The organism is Enterococcus sp. AZ179 (genome assembly GCF_050498885.1).
Classification (GTDB): Bacteria; Bacillota; Bacilli; order Lactobacillales; family Enterococcaceae; genus Enterococcus_D; species Enterococcus_D entomosocium.
Window position 1 is genome coordinate 2,291,255 of sequence record NZ_JBMHEO010000001.1, and the last position, 19,400, is coordinate 2,310,654.

The 19,400-nt window shown below is 39.6% G+C and carries 13 protein-coding genes; 12 read left to right on the forward strand and 1 reads right to left on the reverse strand.

Annotated elements, in window-relative coordinates:
- Window positions 1-244: 244 nt before the first annotated feature.
- The 7 genes from IGI88_RS10850 (at window position 245) to IGI88_RS10880 (ending at window position 13,468) form a co-directional block, all read left to right on the forward strand.
- The gene (locus IGI88_RS10850) at window positions 245-1,915 is read left to right on the forward strand and encodes a poly alpha-glucosyltransferase (RefSeq protein ID WP_225869261.1); all 1,671 of its coding nucleotides are present in this window, start codon (window positions 245-247) and stop codon (window positions 1,913-1,915) included.
- A gap of 89 nt (window positions 1,916-2,004) precedes the next feature.
- Window positions 2,005-6,915: an LPXTG cell wall anchor domain-containing protein gene (locus IGI88_RS10855; protein WP_429969530.1), complete on the forward strand. Its 4,911-nt coding sequence runs from the start codon at window positions 2,005-2,007 to the stop codon at window positions 6,913-6,915.
- Window positions 6,916-7,009: 94 nt separating this feature from the next.
- Complete coding sequence (locus IGI88_RS10860) at window positions 7,010-7,735, forward strand: class A sortase (protein ID WP_233499089.1); 726 nt, start codon at window positions 7,010-7,012, stop codon at window positions 7,733-7,735.
- Window positions 7,736-7,801: 66 nt separating this feature from the next.
- Window positions 7,802-8,620 (forward strand): hypothetical protein, encoded by an 819-nt coding sequence (locus IGI88_RS10865; protein ID WP_016621803.1) that lies wholly within the window; start codon window positions 7,802-7,804, stop codon window positions 8,618-8,620.
- Entirely contained in the window at window positions 8,613-10,130 is a 1,518-nt protein-coding gene (locus IGI88_RS10870; RefSeq protein ID WP_008377200.1) for a hypothetical protein, read from the forward strand. Before IGI88_RS10865 ends, IGI88_RS10870 begins: the two co-directional genes overlap by 8 nt.
- A gap of 170 nt (window positions 10,131-10,300) precedes the next feature.
- The gene (locus tag IGI88_RS10875) at window positions 10,301-12,535 is read left to right on the forward strand and encodes a glucosaminidase domain-containing protein (RefSeq protein ID WP_016621802.1); all 2,235 of its coding nucleotides are present in this window, start codon (window positions 10,301-10,303) and stop codon (window positions 12,533-12,535) included.
- 588 nt (window positions 12,536-13,123) lie between these two features.
- Entirely contained in the window at window positions 13,124-13,468 is a 345-nt protein-coding gene (locus IGI88_RS10880; protein WP_005237412.1) for a DUF7006 family protein, read from the forward strand.
- A 100-nt stretch (window positions 13,469-13,568) separates the two neighbouring features.
- Here the strand turns inward: IGI88_RS10880 and IGI88_RS10885 are convergent, their stop codons facing one another.
- Window positions 13,569-14,423 (reverse strand): LysR family transcriptional regulator, encoded by an 855-nt coding sequence (locus IGI88_RS10885; protein WP_008377207.1) that lies wholly within the window; start codon window positions 14,421-14,423, stop codon window positions 13,569-13,571.
- A gap of 150 nt (window positions 14,424-14,573) precedes the next feature.
- On the opposite strand from IGI88_RS10885, the gene IGI88_RS10890 reads away from it, so the two are divergent.
- The 5 genes from IGI88_RS10890 to IGI88_RS10910 all read left to right on the forward strand — a co-directional run bounded on the left by IGI88_RS10890 (window position 14,574) and on the right by IGI88_RS10910 (window position 19,393).
- Entirely contained in the window at window positions 14,574-15,542 is a 969-nt protein-coding gene (locus IGI88_RS10890; RefSeq protein WP_042890594.1) for a TDT family transporter, read from the forward strand.
- A 103-nt stretch (window positions 15,543-15,645) separates the two neighbouring features.
- Window positions 15,646-16,605, forward strand: coding sequence for an L-lactate dehydrogenase (locus tag IGI88_RS10895; RefSeq protein WP_034878749.1), 960 nt, complete (start codon window positions 15,646-15,648; stop codon window positions 16,603-16,605).
- A 318-nt stretch (window positions 16,606-16,923) separates the two neighbouring features.
- A complete protein-coding gene (locus tag IGI88_RS10900; protein WP_005237408.1) occupies window positions 16,924-18,000 on the forward strand; it encodes an ABC transporter permease in 1,077 nt (358 codons plus the stop codon).
- 5 nt (window positions 18,001-18,005) lie between these two features.
- A complete protein-coding gene (locus tag IGI88_RS10905; protein WP_429960467.1) occupies window positions 18,006-18,707 on the forward strand; it encodes an ABC transporter ATP-binding protein in 702 nt (233 codons plus the stop codon).
- Window positions 18,708-18,754: 47 nt separating this feature from the next.
- On the forward strand, window positions 18,755-19,393 hold the full coding sequence (locus IGI88_RS10910; RefSeq protein ID WP_016613761.1) for a TetR family transcriptional regulator: 639 nt from the start codon (window positions 18,755-18,757) through the stop codon (window positions 19,391-19,393).
- Window positions 19,394-19,400: the final 7 nt, after the last annotated feature.

The following is a 19,400-nucleotide window of genomic DNA, read 5'->3' on the forward strand; positions in this document are numbered from 1 at the left end:
AAGAACGCAGCATGTCATCTTAGCTTTCGAACCAAAACCTTATTTTTCAATGACGCTCCTTAAGAAAAATGGTTCAAGGAAAAGAAAAAGGGGGATGAGTACATCAAATAGTTAGCTATCTCACTACATGTATAAACAGTCATGAGCATTCATTGAAATCATAGCAATGGGTAAAAGTTTAACGCAATGAATGGAAGATTTATCTCAAAAACTGGTCAAACTGATTAAATTGGAGAGTTGTTCAATGTTAAAGCACTCAAAGTTAGTTCAAATTAAAGCAAAACTTAGTAGCTATTATGAAAAAAGTAATATGCAAGGTCAAACGGTCATCTACATTTCGTGGTCAACTGGTCAAAGTAGGGCAGAAGTAAAGTCTTTCTGCTCGAAGGATTTTGATAGAACATGGATTAAGGTTCAAAGATTTTTTGAAAGAAATAATTTGAGTATGGTCAAGTATCTCAAATTTGATGTTGTCATCTACTCAAAGAAAATTCCTTATCAAAAATTTGACGAAATGCTAAAAGAAACACCAAGAAACAACTATTTTCGATATGGGATCGCTTTTGATGAGGAATTACGTATTTCTTTGCTGGAAGAAGAAATTAATGGGAATATGATTTTCCAACCGGATAGAGAGCATAAAATTGGGAAAAATAAACCAAATTTATCTTTCAATCATGTAAATCTGAGCAAATATCTTTTCCGGAAATATAAGAAACCTATTATTTTACCCGATCCCCTCAAGGCTATCACCATTTTTAGAACGAGAGGAATAATGGTGAATGAAGGCTCGGAACTCTATGAGCTTCAGTATCGTGGACCGGGGATCAATGTGAGACAGCATTTGAAGAAAAATATTGTATCTGATTTAGAAAGAGTGATTAAAGATGGGCGCAAATATTTAAGCGACCAAATACTTGATTCAGGAAAATTCATATATGGCTATTTTCCTCAGTTTAATAAAACGCTAATCAACTACAATACGGTAAGACATTTTTCCACTTTGTATGCGTGGTTAGAAGCAGTCGAAGACTTAGAAACCTATGAAGAAGATCTTCCGAAAATTAAGAGTGGGCTTGACTGGGGGATTCAAAACCTAACGACTGATATTGAAGGACACTTGCTTTTCAAAGATATTATCGATCGAAGAATCGACGCCTTTGAATACAAACTTGGAAGCAATGCGATGGTGCTGTTAGCATTTTCAAAGTATCAAGAAATAACTGGTGATTTACAGTATGAAGAAATTCTTATCAATACGGTGAAAATGATCAAAGAATATTTTATTCAAGATGGAGATACAATTCACGTTCTAAACGAAAAGTTAGAAGTAAAAGAGGCTTTCCGGACAGTTTATTACGATGGCGAAGTACTATTCGGTCTCGCTAGAGCGTATAAGCAAATTCCAGATGATACCACTTTATCATTAGCGGAATCAATTTTGAAAAAATTAGTAGAAAAAAAATATTATAAATACCATGACCATTGGATAAGCTATGCCGTTAATGAGCTATCAGCTTTATTACCTAAAGAGGAATATTATGAGTTTGGTATTCGAAATGCTACAGAAAATTTGAATTTTATCAACAAACGAGACACTGCTTATCCTACCATGCTAGAACTTTTAGTTGCGGCTGCTAAATTTGTTGATCACTTAGATACAAGTGAACAATATTCACATTTGTTAGAGAAGTTTCCTAAAGCGAAGGATATAAAACCAACTATGGATAAGCGAGCGTTGCATGAAATGAACGTAGGGGTGTTTTATCCGGAGGTTGCTATGTATATGGCAAAACCAAATATCATTGCTGGTGGTTTTTTTGCAAGACACGATAATTTTAGAATGAGAATAGATGATGCAGAGCACTTTTTAAGTGGACTAATCAATTATAAGAATTATCTCAAAAGCAATTGAGGTTCACTTAATTGCTAAGTTTATATTTATTTTGAATGTGAACTTAGCAATTAATAGAAATCTTATTAATTACTAAAAGGGAGGAAAAAATGAAAAATCAATTTGATCACGTTCAGTCATTGAATAGGAAAAATATTAAGAAAAAAAATGCTAAAAATAAACTAATTTACAATGCTATGATTGCTGGTGTAATTACAAGCGGCTTGTTTGTAGCTGAAACAAAAGTAAATGCCGAGTCTGTAAACGTTACAGATAGCACAGGAGGCTATGAAGAAGTTGCACCTCGAATAGGGATTAACTTTGGCTTCACAGATAAGTTCAATAAATTATCTGCAGATGAGGACGGGATTCACATAGCAACAGCAGGTGAATCTAATACATGGCTAAACATTGGTTTGATTTCTCAATTTAAGCAAACGATCTATTTAGATCCTGATTTAGCAGATCAATTCTTCTTAACCCCAAATTATACAGACTATATTTCAGGAACGATTTCTCGACCGTCAACTTTCTTAGGTTGGGGTGATGTAACTGAAGACATTAAAGATGTATGGGATGCGAGAACCGGCATTATCTCAGGTTATGAAACGATGGGGTATGATCCTGATACCCATTCCATCACCTATTATACCCCTAACTATTTAATTCAGTTGAGTAGTGTAGATATTGCTATTGATCTAAAGATTGATTTGGCAAGATGGAAAGAAGATAATCCTCGAGACAACATGGTGATTAGGAAGGATAATTACTCTGTTAGAAGTGTAACAACTAGTGCAGACTGGATTGTTATTGGAGGTAGTGGAACAATATCCGGGGAACTTTCTTCTGAGGGGATTTATAACACTTGGATAGAGAACCCGGTAGAGACGACTACATTATTAACTTCTGACGATCAAAATTTCTATGGAAATGGGAAGCAAGATCTCGTTAATGAACATGATACCGATTATTTTGTTGAACTATTAGTCAATGGTGTACCAAGAGATACAATTGGTATGGATGAAGACGGCAATTGGGAATACGATTTTGGTAGTTTTCTGCGAGAGGGTGATATCGTTACCGCAAGGGTAAAAGGAGTTCATCAATACGTATTGCGCAATGGAAAAAGGTATACAAAATATTCTGGTATTACTTACCATAGCACAGGTACAGATATTGTAGACTATGAAGATTGGGTAGTAAGTAATCCAATAGTTCATCAAGCGTACACTGGTGAGTATTTAGTTACTGGGTTAAACTTGCCACAAAATCGTCAAGCGGGAAGAACGTATGATTTAGTATTGACTATTGAAGGGCAGGAAGTCCTAAGAAGAGAAAATATCTCAAATGATTTTGAATTCTCTTCAATGTGGATCGTGGATGGATCACCAGCGCCGTTGCCTGAAGGTGCAGTTGTTGAAGCATATGTCATTGGAAAACAAGATGGGCATGAAGATAAAGTAAGCTCAACAACTACGATGATTGTTGAAAATATCGATGACTATGATCAATGGGAAGTTCAAGCTGCAAGAGTTGATCCATTAAAAGAAGACGATCAACTGATTAGTGGAAGTGTTCCACTTCAGAGTAGAGCGTACGAGAGAAGCTATAACTTAGAACTACTGGTGAATGGCCGTCTCGTTAATACTGAAGAAGATATTCCAGTAACAAGTAGAAGTTATGTATTCGCATATGATGTAAATGAATTAAATCTAGATCTTTCTTATGGCGATGAAGTAACAGTCAGAGTTGTCGGACAACAACCGGATGTTGCTAATCCGAGTCAGATAAGAACTAAGGCAGTTGAGACAACAGTAAATGTCGATGACACAACTGGCTACAATAACTGGGTAGTCAATCAACCCAAACTAAATGATATCTATGTTGGTGACAATGTAATAACAGGAAGTCATGAACAAGATGATACATTTGGTAGAACGTATTCACTTGACGTTTATATCAATGGTGAACTTGTAGAGAAGAATGTACCAATCAATGCTAGCGGTGAATTTGAAATTCCACTAGATGCTGAGCTCAATCTTGGTGATGAAGTAAGTATTGTTGTAAACGGACATCAGGAAAATCGTGATGATAAACAGTCTGATATGGTTGCTGTAATTATACAAGAACCTATTGATACTGACTCAGATGCTGATTCCGATTCAGATTCCGATTCAGACGCCGATGCTGATGCTGATTCCGATTCCGATTCAGATGCGGACGCCGATGCTGATGCGGATTCAGACTCAGATGCAGATGCCGACTCAGATTCCGATTCAGACGCTGATGCCGATGCAGATTCTGATTCCGATTCAGACGCTGATGCCGACTCAGATTCCGATTCCGATTCAGACGCTGATGCTGATTCCGATTCCGATTCCGATTCCGATTCAGATGCGGACGCCGATGCTGATGCGGATTCCGATTCAGATGCCGACGCCGATGCTGATGCTGATTCCGATTCCGATTCAGATGCGGACGCCGATGCGGATGCTGATTCAGATGCGGATTCCGATTCAGATGCGGATGCCGACGCCGATGCGGATGCGGACGCCGATGCTGATGCGGATGCCGATGCCGACTCAGATTCAGATTCAGATTCAGATTCAGATGCGGATGCCGACGCCGATGCCGACTCAGATTCAGATTCAGATTCAGATGCAGATGCAGATGCTGATGCGGATTCCGACTCAGATGCGGATGCTGATTCCGATTCAGACGCCGATGCAGATTCCGATTCCGATTCAGATGCGGACGCCGATGCTGATGCAGATTCAGATGCGGATGCTGATGCCGATTCAGATGCGGACGCCGATGCGGATGCCGACTCAGATTCCGACTCAGATTCCGATTCGGATGCGGATGCCGATGCGGATGCCGATGCGGATGCCGATGCTGATGCAGATTCAGACGCTGATGCGGATGCAGATTCAGACGCCGATGCAGATTCCGATTCCGATTCAGATGCCGATGCAGATTCCGATTCCGATTCAGATGCCGATGCGGATGCGGATTCCGATTCCGATTCAGATGCGGACGCCGATGCGGATGCCGACTCAGATTCCGATTCGGATTCTGATTCCGATTCCGATTCCGATGCTGATGCCGATGCTGATGCAGATTCAGACGCAGACGCTGATTCAGATTCAGACGCCGATGCAGATTCCGATTCAGACTCAGATGCAGATTCCGATGCAGATTCCGATTCCGACGCTGATGCGGATGCAGATTCAGACGCCGATGCAGATTCCGATTCCGATGCCGATGCGGATGCGGATTCCGATTCCGATTCCGATTCCGATGCGGATTCCGATTCCGATTCAGACGCCGATGCAGATTCCGATTCTGATTCAGATGCGGATGCGGATTCCGATTCAGATGCGGACGCCGATGCGGATGCCGACTCAGATTCCGATTCCGATTCCGATTCAGATGCGGATTCCGATTCCGATGCGGACGCCGATGCGGATGCGGATGCCGACTCAGATTCCGATTCAGATTCCGATTCAGATGCGGATTCCGATTCCGATTCCGATTCAGATGCGGATGCTGATTCAGATGCGGATTCCGATTCCGATGCGGATGCCGACGCCGATGCGGATGCCGATGCGGATGCCGACTCCGATTCCGATTCAGATGCTGATGCAGATTCCGATTCAGATGCGGATGCGGATGCGGATTCCGATTCAGATGCGGATGCCGATGCGGACTCCGATGCCGATTCAGATGCCGACGCCGATTCAGATGCGGATGCTGATTCCGATTCAGATGCGGATGCGGATGCGGATGCGGATTCCGATTCCGATTCCGATTCAGATGCCGACGCGGATTCAGATTCCGATTCAGATTCCGATTCCGACGCTGATTCAGATGCGGATTCCGATTCAGATGCGGATGCGGACGCCGATGCAGATGCCGATGCGGATGCGGATTCCGATGCGGATTCCGATGCGGATTCCGATTCCGATGCGGACGCCGATTCAGATGCGGATGCGGACGCCGACTCCGATTCCGATTCAGATGCGGATGCCGACTCAGATTCCGATTCCGATGCGGACGCCGATTCAGATGCGGATGCTGATTCCGATTCAGATGCCGACGCCGATTCAGATGCGGATGCCGACGCCGACGCCGATTCCGATTCCGATTCAGATGCCGATGCGGATGCTGATTCCGATTCAGATGCTGATTCAGATGCAGATGCTGATTCCGATTCAGATGCGGATGCAGATGCTGATTCCGATTCAGATGCGGATGCGGATGCTGATTCCGATTCCGATTCAGATTCCGACGCGGATTCCGATTCCGATTCAGATTCCGACGCTGATTCAGATGCGGATTCAGATTCAGATGCGGACGCGGATTCCGATTCAGATTCCGACGCGGATTCAGATTCCGATGCGGATGCGGACGCCGATTCAGATGCGGATGCGGACGCTGATGCTGATGCGGATGCTGATTCCGATTCCGATGCGGATTCAGATTCCGATGCGGATGCGGACGCCGATGCTGATTCCGATGCGGATGCAGATTCAGACTCCGATTCAGATTCCGACGCCGATGCTGATTCCGATTCCGATTCCGATTCCGATGCGGACGCCGATTCAGATGCGGATGCGGACGCCGATGCTGATGCGGATGCCGACTCCGATTCCGATTCCGATTCAGATGCTGATGCTGATGCGGATTCAGATGCGGATGCTGATTCCGATTCCGATTCCGATTCAGATGCTGATTCAGATGCTGATTCAGATTCCGATGCGGACGCCGATGCTGATGCGGATTCAGATGCCGATTCAGATTCCGATGCCGACGCCGACGCAGATTCAGATGCGGACGCCGATTCCGATTCCGATTCCGATGCGGATGCTGATTCCGATTCAGGCTCTGGCAATAAGAAACCGGGTAGCAAATTACCACAAACAGGTTCTTCCTCGATTGCAGCCTCAGTTGTTGGTGGTTTAGCATCTGTAGGTGCTGGATTTGGATTGTGGAATAGAAAGAAAAAGAAAAAGAAATAAAAATAGAAAGAAATAAAAATTGGATTGTTGATAGAACACACTCTTCGTGTTCTATCAACAATTTTAAGGATTAATAGTTTAGAGGTCAATGTATATGGCTAAAGACACGCTGAAGAAGTATATATCCAATATACTCATAGTATTTTTAATAATTTTAGGGGCAATAGCTATTTTTAGTGTTCCTCTAAAAAATCAAATCATTAATATGAATGTAAAACAGTTTTCCATCGAAAATATGACAAAGGAACAAGTGAAGGAGAATCATGAAAAATTAACAGAATTAGAAAATGATCCCATTGAAGAAAACAGTTTTGATTTTGAGTCAATCTCATTGACAAGTTTGTCTTCGATTGTCAGATTACAGCTAGATGAAAATAACGAAACAGTAGCTAAGGATAGGACGATGGGCGCAATTTTGATTCCAAGCGTAGGTATTGACTTACCTATTTTTTTTGGAGTAACAGATTTTACGTTAAGTTTTGGAGCAGGAACTATGAAACAAGACCAAGTTATGGGAGAGGGAAACTATAGTCTTGCAAGTCATAGAAGTGAAAGTAAAAGCTTATTATTTAGGCCTTTAGAGCGTGTGGAAATCAATGATTTGATTTACATAACAGACTTGGAACAAGTTTATATCTACAGTGTTTCTTTTAAAGAAATCGTAAACCCAGAAAGTACGTATTTAATTGAAGATATCCCCGATCGGAAGATGATTACTCTTGTGACATGTGATGATGCCAGAGGAACAAGAAGACTAGTAATTCAAGGAGAATTGATAGAGACAGTGGAATATCATAATGATTTTTTTGAATCTACTTAAAAATTAAATTAATACTTACTTTTCCAATGGAACAGACGGTGTACCAAAAAACTCAATTAAGATAGGGTGAAAAAATTGTATATCTATTTATCTGTGCTTCTCGTGAGCATAGCCTTATTAATACTCATCTCATGGAGGATTTTTAAAGAGCGACAATTAAAGAAAACAGAATTAGCAATTGGAAATGATTTGCTGCTAAAAAAAAAATTAATAGTTTTTAAGCAAATACAGCAAAGTGTAAATATCTGGATTATTTTAGGTGTGACTGCCACAATGCTCCTTAGCCTAATTACATTAGGAACATTACAAATGAAAGAGAAGAAGTATGTAGAAAATGTTTCGGGAGAATTAACGAAACTAGAAAAACAAGTAGATGAATTATCAAAAGCACAAGAAAAATTTTTGGAACTATCAATCTATAGCTATCCGGAAGAGGGTATTGGTCTTTCTGAGATTGATTGGAAAGATCTCCTTGCACAGATAACGCCAGAAGAGCGTTTTGTTTATGAAGAAAAAATAGGCAGGGATCTTACGCCCTATTTTGGTCGTACTGTGTCAATCATCACTAATAATGTACCTTTACAATACTTAATTTTGTCAATCTATATTGAAGTAAATAATCAACAAGATCTACCAAAGATACAGGAAAATATCGAAGTTTATTTAAGCGAAGTTCAAGACATAAGTTTTTTAAATCAGGCAAACATTCAAATTTTTGATAGCGATACAGAAACTATGATTTCTGATGAAGTATTTTTAAGGACAGATTCTGGTGAACTAGAATTGCTTGAAAAGGGCGATGATAGTGTGGAGCAAGAAAATGAAAATAAGACTGAAGTCAAAGAAAAAGTAGAGCAAAAAGGAGAAGTAATAACGAATGGCTAAGAAAGAAAAAAGTTTTTACAAAAAATTATTAGATGAAATTCAAGAAGTAAATGTTGAGTCTATTGATCTATATGACACTGAGTCTGAGTTAGAAAGCGATAAATTAGTCAAAGAGCACTCTCAGGAGAATAACAATAAGAAACAAGAGCGAACTGAACAACTTGAAAAAAAGGTCAATACATTAGTAGCTGAGAAGAACAATTTGCTTCAAGAACTAGAGATGAGTAAGAAAAACCATCAAAGAATAAATAATGATCTTAGCGCAATAAAAGAAATCCAGAAGCAGCAGGAGAATAATTTAAAAAAGATTACCGAAGATCGAAATAATTTAAAGGAACAATTACGACTAGCTCTTGAAGTAAACGAAACGACTGAAAAGGAATTACAAAAATCATTAAAAGAGAGAAACGAACTTTCAACTAAAGTAAAAGAGATTACAAGCCAAAAAGAAAAAATTGAAAATGACTTGGAATCAAAGAACAAAGAGACTAAAGACGGAAGTAATTTGAAGGAACAATTACGATTGGCTATTGAAGTCAAGGAAACGACTGAAAAGGAACTTCAAAAAGCAATAAATGAAAAAAATGAACTTTCAACTAAGTTAGAAGAAATGGTTAGTCAAAAAAATATGGTTGAAAGTGAATTGAATACACAAAACCTAGAGTTAAGAACAAAATTAGAAGAGATTGAAAATCAAAATAAAAATTCAGAAATAAAAGAAGCGTATCAGGAGTTAAAAAATAAATTCGAAACTAGTAAGAAGGATAACCAATATCTTACACACGAACTAAATAAAGCAACACAAAAAGTAATTGAATTAACACAATCATTAGAGCAATACGGCCCTAATCATTTAAATAGTGAAGAATTAGAAAAAGAAAATACGGAAGATTATCGAATTGAACAACTAAAAAGCCAATTAACCAATGTTATTGCTGATACACAAAAAAGATATGATGAATGGCAGGTCGAGAAAGAGCAGTTAAAGGCAACCATCAACAAAGTTGAAGAAAGCTATGAAGAAAAATTAGAAGAAAAACAACATGAGATTGATACTTTGAAAGATAAGCTTTCTGAGAAAGAAATAGCAGAATTAGTTATTACAAAAAAAGATATTCCAAAAGCAATCCAGGACCTTCAGGAACTAGAGACAGAACTTGAAGAAATTCAAGAAGTTCAAGAATTAAAAAAAGAGTTGAGTAAATTAACAAAAGAAAAAGAGAAGTTGCAAAAAGAGAAAGAAGAGTTCGAAGAGGAAATTGGTGAAGTATTAGCATTCGCAAAACGAAAAGCTAAAAGAACTGTCGAAGAAGCACAGTTAGAAGCCAATAAAATGATTCGATTAGCAGAAGTACGTGTTAGTTCTATTCATGAGAGAGCAAAAGAGATTCTATTCGACGTAGATGAAACAAAAGACGAAGTGACAAATCTTTTTGAAGATTTGCAATTTAAAGTAAAACAGCTAGCACATAATAAATTACAATTTAATGACTTTGAAGAATACAAATAATTTTTGTGAAAGAGCATTCTTGCAACAGTCAACAGAAACAAGATAATCATACCATTTTTATCGGATATCGGTCATGTATGGTCAACTGTTGCAAAATACTAAGAACAAAGAATATTTAATATAGATAAATTTTTGTGTAATAATCTAACATTTTTAAAAAAAGCGTTTATTTGAATAGAAATAGGAAAGCAAGAAACAATGAAAGAGAGAATGAAGCGCGAGGAGGTATTAAGATGAAAAATAAGAAGATAGGTATCACACTAATCAGCCTAGGTGTATTAGCAGCACAAAGTTTTACCACACCAACTTTGTTGGCAAGCAATTTAACTGATCATCTTTCTGATAAATCAGAAGACGCAAGCCAATCCACCTTCTCAAAGGAAAGGAAGCAATCGAATGTTGATTTGCAAGAACCCAACATAGAGTTAGTTTCGAGTATGCGACAAGCGTCTAATGTAACATCGAATATAGCAATGAGTACCAGCTCCAAAACCGAATTGTCTAGTGGTTATGTTCCAATAATAGAAGAGTCAAGTGAATCTTCCGATGAAAGTACCGACTTTCCAGAAGAGTCTCATTGGGAAGATGAAGAGTTGGGGGAAGAAAACACTGAAGAACAAGAGTCAGACAAACCTGAAGAATCGCAGCAACCAGATATCCCAATAGAAGAAACGATTCCGTCTGAAGTACCAGAAGCTGAACAAACAGTACCACCTTCTTCTGAGGCACCAGTGCAGCCCGATCCACCAACTTCCTCAACAAATCAAGAGGATCAAAGTTCTGATTCAGGAGCTAATCCATTTCCACCGAGTGCTCCGGTGACTCGACCACCTGCTACAGATCAAGAAATTGATACAATTTTTGAAGGTTTACTCAATAGTGCAGAGAATCAACTTCCAGATGCATTTAGAAGTAGTGAAGTGGCTGAATCAACGTTAGGGAGTTTCACATTACCGTTATTAGCTAGCTTTGACCACTCCTGGCAAGCTGCGTTGGTGTATCAAACAATTCGACAGGTTGGCGCAGATGACATAGAGAGTAAAGAAGTCGATACTTGGCTGAAAGAACTTTATAACGAAGTACTGGCGACAAATCTAGAAAATCTTGATATGAAAGAATCAACCTATAATTCATTACAGCCTGGTGATATTCTCTATAAGGAAACTGCGGAAGGGAATCAATTATTGGGAATTTGGCTAGGAAACGATTATTATGGGACAATTGGTACACAAGAAATGTCAGAAACATTGGAACAAGAATCTCAAGAAGATGAAGTGAATGAAGACGTTGATTTAAATCAATCAGCGACTTCAGTGGTTTATCTTGAGAAGCTGTCCTATCAACAGGTCGATCAAGAAGAATGGGATGAAGAAAACATTTCATTATTGATTAAACGTGCGCAATCACCAGAGTTAACTGAAGTAGGTAAAGAGTTGGTGAAAAATTATCCAGCACAACTTGATTTCCAATTTAATACTGCTACACATGAATTTATCAAACAAATTAGTGAAAAAGCTCGGAAACTAGGGCAAGAGTATGACGTCTTTGCTTCAGTCTTGATTGCGCAAGCTATTTTAGAAAGTGGCAACGGTAGTAGTCTTTTATCAAAGGCACCCTATTATAACCTTTTCGGTATTAAAGGAAGTTATCGAGAAGGTGCAGTAGTGATGACTACCAAAGAGGATTTAGGAAATGGCGAAATGATTGAAATTCAAGATGCTTTTCGTGTTTATCCAAGTTACGATGAATCGTTAACAGATTATATTGCATTGATTCGCGGAGGCGTTTCCCACGATTCATTTTTTTATAAATCAGTCTGGCGCTCAGAAGCAAAAAACTATTTGCGTGCAACTGATGCTTTAACCGGAACCTATGCAACAGACACTAGCTATAATCAGAAATTGAATTCTTTGATTGCTGTTTACGAGTTGACCCAATACGATGAGGATCAATCACAACAAAGTGGTGTCTTCATTAAAGGATTGGAAGAAGTTCCAAATGAATATCGGGAGTTAATGACTTTCCCAGCTTATAATGGGAAAGATTATAATACTTCTGGTTCTTATCCTGTAGGTCAGTGTACTTGGTATGCCTTTAATCGAGTCGCACAATTAGGTGGTCGTGTAGATGATTACATGGGAAATGGGGGAGATTGGGGAACTACTGGTCTTAGATTAGGTTATCAAGTTAGTCGAACCCCCAAAGCCGGAACCTTGATTTCTTTCAGCCACGGGACAGCGGGGTCGGATCCCAGGTATGGTCATGTCGCATTTGTAGAAGCGGTTGGACCGAATGGTATTTTAATTTCCGAAGCAAACGTTTATGGTGGTACAACGATTTCTTACCGAGTGATTGGCAATGATCTAGCTCGTTCCTCGTTGGTTCAATATATCACACCGAAATAAGTAATAATAAAAGAGGCAAGTAAAAGATGAATGAATCTTATTATGGAAAGGTGTAACTAAAAGAGTCAATAAGGAAATGAAGGTAGTAAAGCAGGAAGAGAAAATGCTCGATAGAACCTTAACATCAAAAGTCTTACAAGTATTAAAAGAAGAACGTCAGTTGCTCAAAATGAATGCTTAGTGGTATCGGCAGTGATGTAAAATAAAAGTAAAATGTTTAATAGTAGACTGGCGGTTATCAGTATTCTTTGGGGGATCTTCTCTTTCCAACTCGTTCGGATTCAAGGGGGATTCAATGAATCCGACGTTAATAGCATGTTTAAAATCACTTTTACATCTTGATCGTTTTTTGTTGATCAAGAGTGACTCCCATAATGAAGGAGATTTTTATTGGCTATTGTCGCTTCTTCATAAATTACATCTGGAAATTTTTTTAAAGAAGAGGTTTCAAGAGTATCATTCATACATTATCTCACCTATTAAACTACTTTATCGAGAGGCATGTATTTTATTAGCTTCCAAAAAATGTTCACTATTTTTTGGAACGCATTAGAAAGAAATAATCACATAGAGAGGACCTTATGAATCATGCTATTCACAATGAAAGAAGAATATAGCAGCTATTATCAAAAAGAATTTAGGAATGCATCAAGAAAAGAAAAAGATTTGAAAGACTATTTAATTGATTTGTTGCGGCGTTTAAACCAACTAACTGATGAAATCTCAAAAGAAAATTTTTGGAGTGTGCTGCCAAGAATTTTGGGAATTGATGCAAAATTAAACCTATTAGTTGAATTGATTAAATTTGAAGAACTACCAAGCGAAGAAATTATCCGTATCATTGAAAATGACTATCAAAGCTATTTTAAAGAACTATGTGGGTATGATTTAAGTATGGAAACGAGATATTCTTTAGTATTTAACGTCGCATAAATGTATTTTGTTTTTTTGCAAAAAATCGAAGTTGTCTGATGGAAATCCTTTATACTGATTCTGAGAAATTTTCTTAAGAATCAGTATAAAGGATATTTTGTTATCTTCTCGATTCACCAGTACCAGCAGCTCTATTCCTTTCCAACAACAGCCGTTTAATCTCCTCATAAATCTCTCCGGTCTCCGGCGTCGCACGCTGACGATTCTGAATGATAAAAAGATCACGATAGCGGTACTCTGGATCAAGTTCCTGCCAAGGCAACTCTTCTGGTAATGAAAGTTTCGAGATGATCGATTTGCCGATGTTTTGTTTTAGTAGGGACAAAATCACTTCGCTGTTATTGGCTTTGATGATTTGCGGATGCAAGTGCTGTGCGTACAGATAGGTTTCGTTAATGTAGTACATCCCCGAGTCGTTTTCCCGCAAGACCCAAAAATCAGAAGCGAGGTTGCCTGCTAACACCAATTCATCGCGATAAACGAATTCTTTTTGGATCAATGGCGAAACGATTGATTTTTCTATCAGCCCAATATGGGCTTTGTTTGATTCGACGGCATCGATTACTTCTTGAGAATTCATGATTTTGATTTCAAAGGCAAACGTTGGAAATTCTTCAATCAGCTGCGCCATGATGCTGGGCAGTAAGTAGACGGCGGTCGTATTCGAACAAGCGAGCACACACTCTGTTTTAAAATTTTTGGTGTCTTTGGCTTGCGAAAAAATAGTGGACAATGAGCGGAGAGACTCGACCACACGAGGATACAAAAACTCCGCTTGGCTGGTGGGTAAAATCAATTGTTTTCCTTTACGTTCAAAAAGTTTGAAGCCAAGTTCGGCCTCTAAGCGTTGGATTTGCAAGGAAATCGTTGGTTGAGTTTTATAGAGTTGTTTGGCGGCAAGACTAAAGTTTCTCGTTTCATAAACAACAATGAAGGTTTTGAGCAATTCAATCATTTTGGGGACTCCTTTATTATTAATAATATTTATAATTAGTATTTAAAAGTATAATTTTACAAATAGTTATCAGGTGATTATAGTATAAGTGTAGAGAAAAAAGAAAGCAAATTTAGTTGAAATTTTCATACGTTTAGAAAGGATGAGTTGATGAAAACATCGATCCAGCATTTTTTACATTCATTGCCAATCCCGATTTGTGGCTTGATTTTAGGCACTGTGTCATTGGGGAATTTATTGTATTCAGAAGGAATGGAGACGGTTGGAAATGCGTTTTGCACCCTTGGTATTTTCATCATGGGGCTCTTCCTTCTGAAAGTATGCTTTACATTTAAGCACACGATGTCAGAGTTGCAAAACCCAATCGTTGCTTCTGTGGCGCCGACCTTTACGATGGCGCTGATGGTGATTTCCACTGTTTTTGAACGGGTCATTCCCGATGCAGTGATGAATGATCTGCTCTGGTGGGGGGCTATCGGCTTACATTTTGCTTTAATGATCTATTTTGTTGTCGTGCATATTTTGCCTGTCGACCTTTCGCTGGAATACATTTATCCGAGCTGGTTTATTACCTTCGTCGGTATTGGCGTCATTCCCAATACTTCTGCTGTCTTTTTTAAAGAGCTGGGGGAAGTGATCGTCTGGATCGCATTGGTATTGTATTTTGCGCTTTTGCCGATTATTTTAAAACGAATCGTCCATCAGAAGCTGACGGAACGTGCGGCAGTTCCTTTGATCACGATTTTAACAGCACCAGGTTCTCTTTGCTTAGCAGGTTACCTTTCCGTATTTGAACAAGGCTCTGCTTGGTTTGTCGCCTTTATGCTGTTATTGTCACAAACGATTTATTTTTGTGTCGTCGCTTATATGAAAAACATGCTGGCAGTCGGCTTTTACCCAAGCTATGCGGCATTTACGTTTCCTCTTGTGATTTCAGCGACTGCTATGTTCAAATCAGCGCAGTTTTTTGCGAATCACCCACTGATATTTGGGTTTCTACAAGCCTTAACGATTATTGAAACAAGCTTTGCCGTGATTGTCGTCTGCTATGTGTTAGGAAAATATGCAATTCATTTGTATCAGCAAGCCAAAGCGCTGATTGCCGGTCATAGTTATTAAGGAAACACAAGAGTACACAAGAGAACATACATTTTTTGAGAAAATACGTAATATACGCAAAACAATAGCACAAGTATTTGAAAAGAAAAGGAAGGGATCGCACATGAAAAGTACAAGCAGAAAAGTTGTCGTTGTCGGAACAGGTTTCGTTGGAACGAGCATTGCGTATTCCATGATCAATCAAGGACTGATCAATGAGTTAGTCTTGATCGATGTCAATCGTGACAAAGCAGAAGGAGAAGCCCTCGATTTGTTAGACGGTATGTCATGGGGGCAAGAAAACATCAAAGTTTGGGCTGGAGAGTACTCGGAATGTAAAGATGCTGACATCGTGGTTATTACCGCAGGGGTCAACCAAAAGCCAGGACAAACACGGCTTGAATTGATTGATGTGAACGCCGAAATTATGGCAAGCGTCACAAAACAAGTGATGGCTTCAGGCTTTGATGGCGTGCTTGTTATCGCTTCAAACCCAGTCGATGTCTTAACTTATCAAGCATGGCGTGTGTCCGGGTTGCCAGCCAATCGGGTCGTTGGTACGGGAACGACCCTCGATACCACAAGACTTCGAAAAGAAGTGGCGGCAAAATTAGCCATCGATCCACGGAATATTCATGGGTACATCATTGGGGAACACGGTGACTCGGAAGTCGCTGTCTGGTCCCATACAACGATCGGTGGGAAACCGATCGTAGAATTGATCAAGCAAAAGGATCGTTTGACCGTTGCCGATCTAGCGGTTCTTTCTGAACGAGTAAAAAATGCTGCCTATGAAATCATCGATCGAAAACAAGCAACTTTTTACGGGATAGGGATGAGTGTCGCAAGAATCGTTCGAGCGATCTTAAATGATGAGCAAGCGATTCTGCCGGTATCTTCCTACCTTAATGGGGAATATGGCATCAACGATTTATTCACAGGGGTTCCTGCAGTCGTGGACCAAAACGGCGTCCGCGAAATTATTGAATTGACGCTTACACCTGAGGAAAAACGGCAGTTTGATACTTCGTGTCATCAGTTACGAGCAGTAATTTCCACAATTGGACAAAGCAAAGTCAGCTGATCTCTAGAACACCAATAATGAAATCCTCGTGTTCGTTTTTGCCAAAGCATGGTTCGACTATTTACGGTCTGCCATGCTTTTTTTCATCTAGCAAAGAATGTTAAAAGGAAATGGCGTATTTTACGCGAAACGCCCAGTATTCAACTCTCTTTATTCACACTCCTTTAGGAAAAAACATCCTCAGTGAATGACAGAAAAAGAATGATCGATCAACCTTACAAACTTTCCGAGTTGTAAAAAGTGACAAAGTGTCACCTTATGTGGTATTCTTCAAAAAGTGACACTTTGTCAATATTTGGAAAGTAGGAGGAAAGAACAATGTTTCTGGCTATAAAAGAAATGCGTTATTCAAAATTAAGATATGGGTTGATCGTAGGAATCATGTTTTTGATCGCCTATGTTGTTTTTATATTGTCTGGCTTAGCTACCGGACTTAACTGGGATTTTAAAAAGGCCATCGTCGACTGGGATTCATCCGCGATCGTTTTATCAGAAGATGCGAATGACACATTTGCGGCTTCGCAATTGACGAGAGGGGATTTAGACCGTGTAGAAGGGACACAAAAAGCCCCAATTGGTTTATACAGCAGTGTCATTACGGTCAACGATGAACAAGTCAATGTGACTGTTTTTGGTACACAAGACGATGCGTTCTTGTTACCAGAAGTCTTAGAGGGCAAGCTGTTTTCAAAAGAAAATGAGATCACGATTTCAGAAAACTTAGCAGAAGAAGGTATCAAGGTCGGGGATCAAGTGAAAATCGGACGCTCAGATGAAACCTTCAAAGTCGTTGGGATCACCCCAGAAACGTCTTATACGGTGTCACCAGTGATTTATACTTCCCTCGATACTTGGACGAAAATGAAGTTTGCTAATCAACCATTTGCATCTGACAAGGAGCAGCCAATCAATATCATTGTGACCAAATCAAGTGATCCTAAAGTCGATAACCAAGAAGGAACCCAGCTCAAAGTGTTGGCAACGGAAGACTTTATTGAAAAGCTTCCCGGATTTTCTGCCCAAAACTTGACCTTAAATGCCATGATCTACTTCTTGTTTGTTGTTGCAACGGCAATCGTGGGGATTTTCATGTATGTGATCACCCTACAAAAAACAGCGATTTTTGGTGTGATGAAAGCCCAAGGGATTCGGACCAGCTTCATTGCCAAATCAATTATTGCGCAAGCATTTATGGTAGGAGTGATCGGGGTAGCCCTAGCCTTTGCGGCGGCATACGGCACCAGCTTGTTTTTACCAGATGCCATGCCATTTTTCTTTGAATTAAAGCAATGGCTGCTTTATAGCGGCATCTTGATTCTCGTGGCAGTTCTAGGCGGCTTATTCTCCATTCGGACGGTCACAAAAGTCGATCCAATAACGGCAATAGGAGGGTAACAAAGATGAAAGACATTTTAGTAATGAAGGATATTATAAAAAAATTTGGCAAGCAGCATACCGAAGTAACGGCACTAAAAGGACTGAATTTTCACGTTCAAGAAGGGGAGTTTGTCAGTATCATCGGTCCTTCTGGTTCAGGAAAAAGTACCTTTTTGACCATCGCTGGCGGCTTACAAAGTCCAACAGCCGGAGAGATCATCATCAACCAGGTCAACTTTTCCCAATTAAATGAAAAGCAACGAGGGAAGTTGCGTTTTAAAGAGATTGGGTTTATCTTGCAAAGCTCGAATTTGATCCCTTTTCTAACAGTAAAGGAACAATTTTATTTGGTCGACAAAGTTTCAGGAAAAGCCAAGGAAAAGGAACGGATTGATGAATTGCTTGCTTCATTAGATATTCTCGATCTTCAAGACAAGTTTCCCCGCGATTTATCTGGTGGGGAACGTCAACGAGTAGCGATCGGCAGGGCCTTGTTTAATGACCCAAGCTTGATTTTAGCGGATGAACCAACTGCCAGCTTAGACACCGATAATGCGTATGAAGTCGTGAAGTTATTAGTGAAAGAAGCGCATGAGAAAAAGAAAGCGACAGTTATGGTCACCCACGACGAGCGAATGATCCAATGGAGTGATCGCATTTTCCGAATGGAAGATGGCAATCTGATCGAACAAAACGCCCCATCAAGAGAAACTGCACAAGTCTGAGTGGAAAAGTAGAGGGATTTGTTTATAATAGAGGGAGTAGATTGCGAATGATGGAGGAGAATCCCTTGCCAAGTACAACATTTTTTCATTTAAAACAAGAGAAAAAAGAAAAAATCGATGCCGTGCTTTTAGAAGAATTTTTTAGCAAGCATATCAGTCAAGTCAAGGTCTCTGCCATCGTCGAAAAATCGCACATTTCTAGAGGGGCGTTTTACAAGTACTTTCAAAACTTAGAAGATGCCTATGACTATGCGATCACCAACTATTCCAACCAAATCCATTCTGCGATTTTTACGTTTATCAATCGCAACAAAAATGATTTTTTCAAAGGGATCGAAGAATACTTGGCTTGGTGCAGTCAATGGTCACCTGAAGATGATCATTGGAAAATGATCCACTTATGTACCCAAAGCAATGCCTGGACGAAGCGCGATGCGATCCCTGACGATTCGCCCATGATTCGCCAATGGTTGGAGCTGTTGGAAGAAAATCGCTTCACGATCCATGATACGCAAGAAGCCGTCAGTTTCCTTTACTTTATTATGGCGGTCGTGATGGATAGTCTGACAGATTTTATTTCGAATGAATGGACCGCAAAAGAGCTGATCAAAGATTTCCGCTATAAGGTGCAGTGGATCAAGTATGGAATCAAAAAGGACAACAAAGAGTACAACAAAGAGGAATGAACGCTTC

What these genes read in the sequence shown, in the direction of transcription:
- IGI88_RS10850 (WP_225869261.1), top strand. Translation starts at nt 245, where the DNA reads ATGTTAAAGCACTCAAAGTTAGTTCAAATTAAAGCAAAACTTAGTAGC.
- IGI88_RS10855 (WP_429969530.1), top strand. Translation starts at nt 2,005, where the DNA reads ATGAAAAATCAATTTGATCACGTTCAGTCATTGAATAGGAAAAATATT.
- IGI88_RS10860 (WP_233499089.1), top strand. Translation starts at nt 7,010, where the DNA reads ATGGCTAAAGACACGCTGAAGAAGTATATATCCAATATACTCATAGTA.
- IGI88_RS10870 (WP_008377200.1), top strand. Translation starts at nt 8,613, where the DNA reads ATGGCTAAGAAAGAAAAAAGTTTTTACAAAAAATTATTAGATGAAATT.
- IGI88_RS10880 (WP_005237412.1), top strand. Translation starts at nt 13,124, where the DNA reads ATGCTATTCACAATGAAAGAAGAATATAGCAGCTATTATCAAAAAGAA.
- IGI88_RS10885 (WP_008377207.1), bottom strand. Translation starts at nt 14,423, where the DNA reads ATGATTGAATTGCTCAAAACCTTCATTGTTGTTTATGAAACGAGAAAC.
- IGI88_RS10890 (WP_042890594.1), top strand. Translation starts at nt 14,574, where the DNA reads ATGAAAACATCGATCCAGCATTTTTTACATTCATTGCCAATCCCGATT.
- IGI88_RS10895 (WP_034878749.1), top strand. Translation starts at nt 15,646, where the DNA reads ATGAAAAGTACAAGCAGAAAAGTTGTCGTTGTCGGAACAGGTTTCGTT.
- IGI88_RS10900 (WP_005237408.1), top strand. Translation starts at nt 16,924, where the DNA reads ATGTTTCTGGCTATAAAAGAAATGCGTTATTCAAAATTAAGATATGGG.
- IGI88_RS10905 (WP_429960467.1), top strand. Translation starts at nt 18,006, where the DNA reads ATGAAAGACATTTTAGTAATGAAGGATATTATAAAAAAATTTGGCAAG.
- IGI88_RS10910 (WP_016613761.1), top strand. Translation starts at nt 18,755, where the DNA reads ATGATGGAGGAGAATCCCTTGCCAAGTACAACATTTTTTCATTTAAAA.